Consider the following 11,910-nt stretch of genomic DNA (forward strand, 5'->3'; position numbering starts at 1 on the left):
CGATCCATCTGGAACCCCATGAAGAAGAATCTCGTTCTCGCCCTTTCCGGCGTGCTGGTCGTCGCGGTCGCGGCAGGCGGCTGGTGGTGGTCGGGTGCCAAGACCCGCAGCGCCGCGGCCACCCAGGCCGCCGCTCCCGGCGCCGGCGCGCCGGCGCTGGTCACGCTGGCGGCGGCCCAGCGGCAGAACGTGCCGGTCACGGTCCAGGTCAACGGCAGCGTGGTGTCGCTCAACAGCGTGGACCTGCGGCCGCAGGTGACCAACACGGTGCGCGAGGTGCACGTCAAGGAAGGCCAGTTCGTCAAGGCCGGCCAGCTGCTCTTCACGCTCGACGACCGGCCGGACCAGGCCAACCTCGCCAAGGCGCGGGCCCAGCAGCAGCGCGACGAGGCCATGCTGGCCGACCTGGAGCGCCAGTACAAGCGCAGCCAGGACCTGGTGGCGCAGAACTTCATCGCCAAGAGCGCTGCCGATGCGACCTTGTCGCAGCTCGACGCGCAGCGCGCCGCGGTGGCGGCCGACCGGGCGGCCGTGCAGTCGGCGCAGGTGGCGCTCGGCTATGCCACGCTCAAGGCGCCGATCGCCGGGCGCATCGGCGCGGTCAACATCTACCCGGGCACGCTGGTGCAGCCCAGCCTGTCGCTGGTCACGATCACGCAGCTCGACCCGATCGCGGTCAGCTTCCCGGTGCCTGAAGGCAAGCTGCAGGACCTGCTGCAGGCGGCGCGCGAGCACACGCCGGTCGAGGCCGTGGTGGCCGGGCGCAAGGCGCCGCTCAAGGGCACGCTGAGCTTCGTCGACAACACGGTCGACCCGCTGATCGGCACGGTGCGCGCCAAGGCGGTGTTCGACAACGCCGACCAGGCGCTCTGGCCCGGCCAGTTCGTCGAGACCCGGGTCACGGTGCGCACCATCGACGGCGCCACCGTTCTTCCGGCGTCGGCCCTGATGATGCTGGCCGAGGGCAATTCGGTCTACGTGGTCGATGCCGAGCGCAAGGCCGCCCGGCGCAAGGTGCAGGCGATCTACAACTTCGGCACCCAGGTGGTGGTGAAGGGCGTCGAGCCCGGCGAGCAGGTGGTCATCGAGGGCAAGCAGAACGTGCGCCCCGGCGGCAAGGTGCGCATCGACGCACCCCAGGCGCAACCCGACAAGCAGCCACAGCAGCCCGGCAACGCGGCGCCCGGGCCCTCGCCGGGCAGCGCGGCCTCGGTCGCGCCCTCCAGCGCCAGCGTCGTCGCGGAGCGGGAGCGCACATGAACATCTCCGAGCTGTGCATCCGTCGTCCTGCGATGACGGTGCTGCTCTCCGCCGCGGTGGTGGTGATCGGCATCTTTGCCTATTTCCAGATCCCGGTGGCGGCGCTGCCGAGCTACAACACGCCGGTCATCAACGTCTCGGCCCAGCTGCCGGGCGCCAGCCCCGAGACCATGGCCTCGTCGGTCGCGCTGCCGCTCGAGAAGCAGTTCTCGACCATCCCCGGGCTGCAGACCATCAGCTCGGTCAACACCCAGGGCGTGACCTCGGTCACGCTCGAATTCGTCAGCACGCGCGACATCGACGCCGCCGCGGTCGACGTCCAGGCGGCGCTGCTGCGGGCCCAGCGGCAGCTGCCGGCCGAGCTCACGCAGCTGCCGTCCTACCGCAAGGTCAATCCGGCCGACGCGCCGGTGCTGTTCATCGCGATGGTGTCGAACTCGATGACGCCGGCCGAGCTCAACGACTATGCCGAGAACCTGATCTCGCCGACCCTGTCGACCATCGACGGCGTGGCGCAGGTGGCGGTCTACGGCCAGAAGCGCTTCGCGGTGCGCATCAAGGCCGACGCCGACCTGCTCAATGCCCGCAACATCACGCTCGACGAACTGGCCAATGCGGTTCGGCTGGCCAACGCCAACACGCCGGTCGGCGTGCTCGACGGCCCGCGCCAGACGCTGACCATCCAGGCCAACGAGCAGCTGCTCAAGGCCGCCGATTTCGCCAAGGTCATCGTCGGCCAGCGCAACGGCGCGCCGGTGCGGCTGGACGAGGTGGCGACCATCGAGGACAGCTTCGAGTCGGTCAAGACCGCCAGCAGCTTCAACGGCGAAAGCTCGATCTCGCTGGCGGTCCAGCGCCAGCCCAACGCCAACACGGTGCAGGTGGTGGACGCGGTGCGCGCGCTGATGCCGCGCTTCAAGGCCGAGCTGCCGCAATCGGTCGAGATCAACCTGGTCAACGACCGCTCGCTGTCGATCCGCGAGGCGGTGCACGACGTGCAGCTGACGCTGCTGGGCACCATCCTGCTGGTGGTGCTGGTGATCTTCCTGTTCCTGCACCGGCTGGTGGCGACGCTGATCCCGGCGCTGACGATCCCGATCTCGCTGATCGGCGCGGTGGCGCTGCTCTACGCCTTCGGCTACAGCCTGGACAACGTCTCGCTGCTGGGCATCACGCTGGCCGTCGGCCTGGTGGTGGACGACGCCATCGTGGTGCTCGAGAACATCATGCGCTACGTCGAGAAGGGCATGGAGCCCTTCGCCGCGGCGCTGCGCGGTGCCCGCGAGGTGGGCTTCACGATCATCTCGATCTCGATCTCGCTGGTGGCGGTGTTCATCCCGATCTTCTTCATGCCGGGCGTGATCGGCCTCCTGTTCCACGAGTTCGCGGTGGTGGTCGGGCTGGCGGTGATGGTCTCGGCGATCGTCTCGCTGACCCTGGTGCCGATGCTCGCCAGCCGGCTGCTCAAGCACACGCCGCGCGCCCACGGCACCCTTGACCACGAGGAGCAGCATCCCGAGCCGGGCACCGCCATCGGCCGCGCCTTCGAGCGCGGCTACCGCTGGGTGCACGGCAGCTACATGCGCTCGCTCGACTGGACGCTCGGCCAGCGGCCGCTGATGCTGATCCTCGCCGCCTCGACCTTCGCGCTCACGGCCTGGATGTTCATCACGATCCCGAAGGGCTTCTTCCCCGAGGAGGACATCGGCCAGATCCAGATCACGACCGAGGCCGCCGAGGACATCTCCTTCCCGGCCATGAAGGCGCTGCAGGACCGGGTGGCCGCCGCGCTGCAGGACGACCCGAGCGTCGACTACGTGAACTCCTTCATCGGCGTCGGCGGCCCGACCGCGACGCAGAACTCGGGCCGCCTGTTCGCGGTGCTGAAGCCGCGCAGCCAGCGCCCGCCGATGGCCCAGGTGCTGGAGTCGCTGCGCAAGCGCTTCCGCGAGATCCCGGGCATCGCCGTCTACATGCAGCCGGTGCAGAACCTGCGCCTGGGCGGCCGCCAGAGCAAGGCCCGCTTCCAGTACACGCTGCAGAGCGTGAACGCCGGCACCATGGGGGTCTGGGCCGACCGGCTGATGGAGAAGATGCGCGCCGACCCGGCCTTCCGCGACGTCACCAGCGACTCGCAGAACCGCGGCCTGCAGGCCACGCTGGACATCGACCGCGACAAGGCGGGCGTGCTCGGCGTCGCGGTCGGCGACCTGCGCACCGCGCTCTACAACGCCTACGGCGACCGCCAGATCGGCAGCATCTACGGCGCCAGCAACACCTACCAGGTGATCCTCTCGGCGGCCGACGACGACCGCCGCTTCGAGGAGGACATGTCGCGCCTGTCGGTGCGCAACAAGGCCGGGCAGCTGGTGCCGCTGTCGGCCTTCGCGACCGTCAAGCGCACGGTGGGGCCGACCTCGGTCAACCACCAGGGCCAGCTGCAGGCGGTGACGGTGTCGTTCAACCTCGCGCCCGACGTGCCGCTGGGCAACGCCACCGCCAAGATCGACCAGTTCAAGGCCGATCTCAAGATGCCCGAATCGATCATCACCAGCTACGGCGGCGACGCGGCGGTGTTCCAGAGTTCGCAGGGCAGCCAGGCCGCGCTGCTGATCCTGGCGGTGCTGGTGATCTACGTGCTGCTCGGCGTGCTCTATGAAAGCTACATCCACCCGCTGACCATCCTCGCCGGCCTGCCGTCGGCGGCGGTCGGCGCCCTGCTGTCGCTCAAGCTGTTCGGCTTCGACCTGACCCTGATCGCGACCATCGGCATTCTGCTGCTCATCGGCATCGTCAAGAAGAACGCGATCATGCTGATCGACTTCGCGCTCGAGGCCCAGCGCAGCGAGGGCATGCGGCCCCAGGACGCGATCCGGGAGGCCTGCCGGCTGCGCTTCCGGCCGATCCTGATGACCACGCTGGCCGCCATGATGGGGGCACTCCCGCTGGCGCTCGGCCTCGGCGCCGGTGCCGAGCTGCGCCAGCCGCTCGGTGTCGCGGTGGTCGGCGGGCTGATCTTCTCGCAGGTGATCACGCTCTACATCACGCCGGCGATCTACCTGGCGCTCGACCGCTACAGCGGCAGCGGGCCGCTGCAGGCGCTGCCGGGCGAGCACGCCGCCGCGGCCTGAGGGCCCGGCGCGGGGTTCTCAGGAGCCCACGTGTTCGAGCTTGGTCGCCAGGCTGGGCGAGGGCCGCGTGCCGCGGCCCGGTTGCCCGCCGGCCGCGGCCGACTGCGCCGGCGCGCTGCCGTCGCCGTGGATCACGCGCAGGGCCCAGTCGCACACCAGGTTCATGAAGGTCTGCTGGGATGCCTGCGAGGTCAGGCCGTGGTCGATTTCGGCGACAAAGCGGTACTCGAGCTGGCGCGCGAAGGGTTCCTTGCCGAAGGGCCCGAGCAGGTCGCGCCGGCGGTCCTTCGCCTGGACGCTGCCGGTGAAGAACATCATCGTCGCCACCCCCCGCTCCGCCAGCAGGTTCATGGAGCGGCAGAAGTAGTCGGCCGAGTCGCGCGGACCGGTCGAGTCGAAGATGTTCTGGTTGCCGGCCGGCTGCTGTTGCTGCGCCGGCAGCAGCGTGCGCCGGATCACGCCCACGACGCGGCCGAAGAAGGCGCCCGGCTTGGGATCCGCGAGCGCCCGGTGCAAGCTGCGTTCCCAGCGGGCGCGCCGGCCGGGGAAGTTGGGGCCGTCGAACATCAGGAGGCCGACCAGGCGCGGGTCCGCGACGGCGATGGAAAGGCCGTTGTGGGCGCCCGAGCACAGGCCGATCAGCACGAAGCGATGGACGCCGAGCATGGTGCCCACCAGGTTCATGGCGGCCTGCACGTCCAGCACCGCCTGGGTCCTGAAGTCCGCCGTCTCGCTGGCCGGCCGGCTGTCGCCGAGCCCGGCCAGGTCGACGCGGATGCTGCTGATGCCGCGCGCGGCCATCTGCCGCGCCAGCTTCACGTTGGCGCGCCGGGGGCCGATGCGATGGATCGCACCCATGTTCATCAGGATGCAGGCGACCGGCGCCATCGGACCGTCGCCGGGCGTCGTGATGATGCCGATCAGCGAGCCGTCCGGCCCGAACTGCACAGGGGTTTCGTTGTAGTCATCCATTGATTTCTGCCACCAAGCGTTGCAAAGCCTCGGCCGGGACCATGGCACTGTTCGGGAACGGGTCGGAAGTCCAGACCAGCGAGTGCTGGAACGGCGACAGCCGGACCGGGATCTGGCGCTCGACCTGCATCTGCGCCCAGCGGTTGGCGGCTTCGTCCTCGGGGTCGGCCAGCACGATGGTCTCATGCGACGCCGTGAGCTGGAGCGACTGCGGGGTGAGCGCGCGCAGCTGGTTGCGCAGCGTGGGCGAGACGGCGAAGCCGAGCAGCTCGTCGGTGAAGGCGTCCTTGTCGGCCGCCAGGCGCCGACGCCAGGCACGGTCGGGAATCCAGTAGGAGGCCTCGAGCGCCGAGACATGCCTCTCGCGCATGGCGTCGAGGTAGAGCGCGCCGTCCACGATCGGGTCCCAGAGGATGACCTGCGACGGGTCGCTGCGGCCGCTGCGGGCCGCCAGCACCGCCAGCGTGGCGCCCAGGCGCGAGCCCAGCCACACGATGCGCCGCGGGGCGGTCAGCCGGTGCAGCTCTTCGTGGGCGGTGCAGACGTCGCGGCGCCAGCCTTCGAGGTCGCCGTCGGTGTCCTCGCCGGACGAGTCGCCGGTGCCGTGGCAGTCGAAGCGCAGCACCGCCACGCCGGCGCGGGCGAGCCGGTCGGACAGGACCCGGAACAGCCGGTGGGTGCGGACCATTTCCTGCCCGAACGGCGCACAGATCAGGACCGCGATGTCGCGCTCGCGTTCGGGCGGATGGAAGAGCCCGAACAGGCGACGCTGCGGCGGTCCGAAGAGCATCGGGGTCATGCGTAGGTCTCGTTGTCTTGGAAGACGGGGCGTGGCGCGGCGGCGGGTGCCGCCATGTCGGAATCGAGCACCCGGGCGATGGCGCACACCACGCCCTCGCCGCCGTCGAAGGAGCGCAGGGCGAGGCGCGCCACCCGGCCTTCTAAGGGCAGCCGGACTTCGAGCGCGTCCTCGTCCAGGCCGGCCTCGAAGCTGCGCGTATCGATGCCGAGCCCCGTGCCGACGGCCTTGAGGCAGGCCTCCTTGCGCGTCCAGCCGACCAGGAAGGCCCGGTCGCGCCGCTCGGGCGGCAACGAGGCCAGTGCCCGCTGTTCGGCGGCGGTGAAGTAGTCGGCGGCCAGTGCGGCGGCATCCGGCATCGGGCGCAGCAGCTCGACGTCGACGCCGATCTCGGAATCGTCGCCGATCGCGATCAGGGCGACCGACTGGCTGTGGCTGAGGTTGAAGTGCAGCCCCGCCGGTTCGACCAGCACGGGCTTGCCGAAGGCGCCGAGCGTGAAGTCCAGCAGGGCGCCGGGGATGCCCGTCTGCTGGGCCAGCGTGCTGCGCAGCGCGGCATGGGCGGCGACGAAGCGATGCCGGTCGCGGGCGAAGACGAAGCGCCGGGCGCGTTCCCATTCGTCGTCGGACAGGCAGGCGACGGCGGCCGGGGTCGGCGCGCTGTCGAGGTCGGCCCGCCACAGCTGGCAGTGCGCGGTGGCGGGAAGCTGCACGAGGGTCATGGCGCGCCCCTCAGCCCTTGCGGCCCCAGCCCGAGAACACGCGTCCCAGCAGCCCGCGCCGCGCCTCGGCCTGCGGCGCCATGGCCTCGACCGGCGCCGCGTCGAGCGGCGTGCCCGCGGCGGCCGAGGCCAGCTGCCCCAGGGTCTCGAACACATAGCGGCGCGGCTCGACCCTGAAGCCCATCACCTGCTCGGCCTGCTGGATCACGCGCATCGCGAGCAGCGAGTCGCCCCCGAGGTCGAAGAAGGTCTCGTGCGGACTGATCTCGTTGACGTCGATGCTGAGCGCGCTGGCCCAGATCTGGGCCAGCCGGGCCTGCTCGGGCAGCAGCAGCGTCTGCTTCGACGATGCCGCGGCGAGCACCGGCCCGGTCGCTGCGGCGGGCGCCGGGGCGGCCGGCTCGTCGCTCGCGGCCAGCCGCTCCAGGTAGCGCGCGCTGGCCGAGTCCCCGGCATCCGTCAGGGCGGCGAGCGTCTGCCCCGGCTGGTCGGCGAGCTTGGCGAGCAGCTCGACGTAGCGCTCCTTGAACGCGGCGCCGGTCTCGCTCAGATAGATGTCGGTGTTGTAGATCACCGCGCCTTCGAGGCCGCCGGGCTTTTCCATCAGCCAGAGGCCGAGGTCGTCGGTGGCGCCGCTCTGCGTCAGGTGCAGCTGGCGATCGGCCAGGCCGCCCATGGTCAGCGAGCGCTCGCGCGCATCCTGGAACGAGAACAGCGCCTGGTAGAGGCCGACGCCCTGGGCCCGCTCGACGAACTCGGGCTCGGTGACCAGCCGCTCGAACGGGATCTGCTGGGCGCCCATGACCGTCAGCAGCTCCGCCTTCACGTAGCGCATGAAGTCGCCGAAGCCGAGCGACGAATCGATCTGGAAGGACAGCGGCAGCAGGTTGTTGAAGAAGCCCATCACCGATTCGAGTTCCGGCGCCTCGCGCACCCGCACCGGCGTGGCGATCACGATCGAGCGGCTGCGCACGATGTGGCCCATCATCAGGATGAACACGCCCAGCGTCAGCATGTTGAGCGTCACGTCGTGGCGGCGGCTCAGCTCGCGCAGCCGCTCGGTGAGCTCGAGGTCGACCCGGATCCAGTGCGAGCTGCCCTGGCCGCTCATGCCGGCGCGGCGCGGCATGTCGGTGCGCGGCGCCTTCGGCGTCGGCGAGTTCGCGAAGCGGTCCTTCCAGAACTTCAGCTGGGCCTCGCAGTCGGGCGTCTCGAGCCAGCGCGCGAACCACTCGGCGTAGTCGCCGTGGGTCACTTCGAGCGCCGGCAGCCCGTCGGGTTCGCCCCGGACCAGCGCGCCGTAGACGGCCGACAGCTCGTTCTGCAGGATGTCGAAGGACCAGCCGTCCCAGATCAGGTGGTGCGGCACGAAGACGAAGACGTGGTCGTCGGCCGCCATCCGGAACAGCGTCGCATGGAACAGCGGCGCCTGGCGGATGTCGATGGCGCGGTCGGCCAGCTCGCGCATCCGGGCCGCCAGGGCGGCCTCGCGCTCCTCGGCGCCAAGCCCGCTCAGGTCGACCACCGGCAGCCGGTAGTCGATCTGCTGGGCGATCAGGGCGGCCGGTGCGCCGGTCTGCGGATCGGGGCCGATGGAGGTGCGCAGCGTGGGTTGGCGCTGGATGATGGCGCGCACGGCGGCCTCGAACTTGGCGACGTCCAGCGGACCGCCGAAGCGGTGCGCCGAGGGCGCGTTGTAGGTCGAGCGGCCCGGGTGCATCTCCTCGACGAAGCGCACGCGGTCCTGCATCGGCGTCAGGGGCGCGCTGCGGCGCCCGGGCTGGCGCGGGATCGGCTCGGCGCGCGGGGCGCCGTGCGCGCTCAGCGCATCGATGGCGGCCGCCAGCCGTTCGGCCGTGGGCGCCTCGAACAGCGTGCGCAGCGGCACCTTCAGTTCGAATTCGCGTCCGAGCAGCGTCGCCAGCCGGGCCGCCAGCAGCGAATGGCCGCCGAGCGCGAAGAAATCGTCACGGATGCCGAGGCCAGGCAGGTTGAGCACCTTTTCCATGGTCGCCAGCACGCGCTTCTCGCGCTCGTTGCGCGGCGCCAGCCGTTCACCGGCCTGCGCCGGCAGCTCGGTCGGGCGCGGCAGCGCCTTGCGGTCGACCTTGCCGTTGGGCAGCAGCGGCAGCGCCGGCAGCGCCATCACGTGCTGCGGCAGCATGTACTGCGGCAGGCGGGCGCGCAGCTGTTCGCGCAGCGCGGCTTCGTCGAGCACCGCGCCCGGCGTCATCGCGAGGTAGGCGACCAGGCGGACGTCGCCGGGCTGGTCTTCGCGCGCCAGCACCACGCTGCGCGCGACGCCGGGGGCTTCGTCGCAGCGGGCCTCGATCTCGCCGAGCTCGATGCGGTAGCCGCGCACCTTGACCTGGAAGTCGAAGCGGCCCATGTGCTCCAGCAGGCCGTCGTTGCGCCAGCGGCCGCGGTCGCCGGTGCGGTACATCCGCGCCGGGGTGCCGTCCAGGCGGGCCTGGACGAAGCGCTCGGCGGTCAGCTCGGGCCGCTCGAGGTAGCCGAGCGTGACGCCGGCACCGCCGATCCAGATCTCGCCGGGGACGCCGATCGCGCAGGGCTTGCCCTGGGCATCGACGATCCAGACGGTGGTGTTGGCGATCGGGCGGCCGATCGACACGCTGCGCTCGGCCAGGCCGGCCGCGCTGACGCGCCAGAGGGTCGACCAGACCGTGGTCTCGGTCGGCCCGTACATGTTCCAGACCTCGCCGCAGCGCCGCAGCAGTTCATGGGCCAGGTCCGCCGGCAGGCTCTCGCCGCCGACCAGCGCCCGGAAGCCCGGGCGTCCCGGCCACTGGGCGTCGACCAGCAGGCGCCACATGCCCGGCGTGGCCTGCATCATGGTGGCGCCGCTGTCGTCCAGCAGGGTGGCCAGCGCCTGGCCGTCCATGGCGGCCTCGCGCGGCACCATGACGATCTCGGCCCCGACCTGCAGCGGCAGCAGCAGTTCGAGCACGGCGATGTCGAAGGACAGCGTGGTCACGGCCGCCAGCCGGTCGTCGGCGGCGATCGAGGGCTCGCTGCGCATGCTCTGCAGGAAATTCGCGACCGCGCCGTGCGGCACACAGACGCCCTTGGGCTTGCCGGTGGAGCCCGAGGTGTAGATCACGTAGGCCGCATCGTCCGCCTGGGCGTCGAGCGGGCCGGCCGCCAGCGGCGCGCCGGACTGGCTGCGCCAGGCGGCGTCGGTGTCGATCTCGAACAGCCGCCCGGCGGCATCGTCGCGCCAGGCGCGCGGCGCGCTGGCGATCGACGATTGCGTGAGCAGCAGCGAGAGGCCGGCGTCCTCGGCGTAATAGTCGAGGCGGGCCTGCGGGAACTCGGGATCGAGCGGCACGTAGGCGGCGCCGGATTTCAGCACCGCCAGCAGGGCCACCACCATGTCGGTGCCGCGGTTCAGGCACAGGCCCACGCGCTGGCCGCGCTGCACGCCGCGCTCGCGCAGGGCGCGCGCCAGGCGGCTGGACTGCTGGTCGAGCTCGGCGTAGCTGCAGCGTGCGGCGCCGTCGCGCAGCGCCGCGCGCTCCGGCGTGGCGGCGGCCTGGGCCACGAAACCCGCATGCATCAGCGGCAGTCCGGCCAGCGGCGTCGCCGCCGGCTGCAGCGCGCGCACGGCGGCTTCTTCGGCGGCCGGCAGCATGTCGAGGGCCGCGATCCCCTGGCCGGCATCGCGCACGGCCGAGCGCAGCAGGCACTCGAACATCGCCAGCCAGCGGCGCACGGTCTGGTCGTCGAACAGGTCGGCGTTGTACTGGGTCTCGACCTGCATCCCGCCCGCCACCGGCGTGACGTTGAGGAACAGCTCGAAGTTCTCGTAGGCCCGCGGCACCGAACTCAGCGCCACGTCCAGATCGGGGAAGGTGCCCTGGCCGGCGACCGCGTCGCGGTCGACGTTGAACATCACGTTGACCAGCGGCAGCCGGCTCGGGTCGCGCGGCACGGGCAGCTTGCGCAGCAGCGCGCCATAGGTCAGCGTCTGGTGCTCGAAGGCGTCCAGCAGCAGGGTGCCGGACTGGCGCACCAGCGTCTGGAACGGCAGCTGGGCGTCGACCGCCAGGCGCAAGGGCAGCAGGTTGACGCAGTGGCCCACCAGCGTGGGCATGTCGCTGGCCATCTGGCCGGCGGCCGGGATGCCGACCACCAGGTCGTCCTGCTCGGTCAGGCGGTGCAGCAGCGCGGCGAAGCCGCCGAGCATGGCGGCGAACAGGCTGGTGCCCGAGGCCGCGCCCAGCTTGCGCAGGGCGTCGACCAGCTCGCGTTCGAGCAGGTGGTCGATGCGCTGCGAGCGGAAGGTGCGCACGGCCGGGCGCGCGTGGTCGAGCGGCAGCTCGAGCACCGGCAGCGCGCCGCCCGCGAAGCGCGCGAGCCAGTAGTCGACATGCGCCTGCATCGCCGGGCCGGCGGCTTCGTCGGTCTCCCAGGCGGCGTAGTCGACGTAGCGCGCCGGCGCATCCGGCGTCGGGCCGGCGCCGAGCTCCTCGGCATAGAGCCGGCCCAGGTCCTCGGTGATCACGCCCCACGACCAGCCGTCGCACACCGCGTGGTGCGCCGACAGCAGCAGCACGTGCTCGTCGGCGGCGAGCCGCGAGAGGGCGGCGCGGAACAGGGGGCCGTGCTCGAGCGAGAACGGTTCGCGCACGGCGGCGGCGCCCTGGGCCTCGATGGCCTGGCGCCGGCCCGCCTCGTCGAGGGCGCCGAGGTCGTGCCGGGCCAGCGGCACCGGCGTGGCGCCGCCGATCAGCAGCTGGGTGCCGTCGGGGGAGATCGTCGCGCGCAGCGCGTCGTGGCGCTCGACCAGGCGATCGAGCGCCTTGGCCAGGGCCTGGTCGTCCAGTGCGCCGCGCAGCCGCAGGGCGGTCGCCTCGTTGTAGGCCAGCGAGGCATCCTGGCCCAGCCGGTCGCCGAGCCAGACCTCGCGCTGGGCCTCGGTGGTCGCGACGACCTGCTCGATCGAGCCACCCGCAAAGGGGTCGAACTCGGCGGTGTCGTCTTCGGGTGTGTCCATGACTGCAGC

6 protein-coding genes are annotated in these 11,910 nt (G+C 71.6%); 2 read left to right on the forward strand and 4 right to left on the reverse strand.

Annotation, left to right across the window (positions count from 1 at the left end; translation table 11 throughout):
* Positions 1–18: 18 nt before the first annotated feature.
* Positions 19–1,260, forward strand: coding sequence for an efflux RND transporter periplasmic adaptor subunit (locus QTI33_RS04765; RefSeq protein ID WP_286504635.1), 1,242 nt, complete (start codon positions 19–21; stop codon positions 1,258–1,260).
* Positions 1,257–4,391, forward strand: a complete 3,135-nt coding sequence (locus QTI33_RS04770; RefSeq protein ID WP_286504636.1) for an efflux RND transporter permease subunit — start codon at positions 1,257–1,259, stop codon at positions 4,389–4,391. The genes QTI33_RS04765 and QTI33_RS04770 overlap by 4 nt, the downstream gene beginning before the upstream one ends.
* Before the next feature lie 18 nt (positions 4,392–4,409).
* On the opposite strand, the gene QTI33_RS04775 is transcribed toward QTI33_RS04770, so the two are convergent.
* From QTI33_RS04775 to QTI33_RS04790, 4 genes are read right to left on the reverse strand one after another with little or no spacing between them, the layout of a single operon-like run.
* The gene (locus tag QTI33_RS04775; protein ID WP_286504637.1) at positions 4,410–5,363 is read right to left on the reverse strand and encodes an alpha/beta fold hydrolase; all 954 of its coding nucleotides are present in this window, start codon (positions 5,361–5,363) and stop codon (positions 4,410–4,412) included.
* Positions 5,356–6,162, reverse strand: coding sequence for an alpha/beta fold hydrolase (locus QTI33_RS04780; RefSeq protein ID WP_286504638.1), 807 nt, complete (start codon positions 6,160–6,162; stop codon positions 5,356–5,358). Before QTI33_RS04780 ends, QTI33_RS04775 begins: the two co-directional genes overlap by 8 nt.
* Positions 6,159–6,884, reverse strand: coding sequence for a 4'-phosphopantetheinyl transferase family protein (locus QTI33_RS04785; RefSeq protein WP_286504639.1), 726 nt, complete (start codon positions 6,882–6,884; stop codon positions 6,159–6,161). The genes QTI33_RS04780 and QTI33_RS04785 overlap by 4 nt, the downstream gene beginning before the upstream one ends.
* A 10-nt stretch (positions 6,885–6,894) precedes the next feature.
* Positions 6,895–11,901, reverse strand: a complete 5,007-nt coding sequence (locus QTI33_RS04790) for a non-ribosomal peptide synthetase (RefSeq protein WP_286504640.1) — start codon at positions 11,899–11,901, stop codon at positions 6,895–6,897.
* Positions 11,902–11,910: the final 9 nt, after the last annotated feature.

The organism is Variovorax davisae (genome assembly GCF_030316845.1).
Classification (GTDB): domain Bacteria; phylum Pseudomonadota; class Gammaproteobacteria; order Burkholderiales; family Burkholderiaceae_C; genus Variovorax; species Variovorax davisae.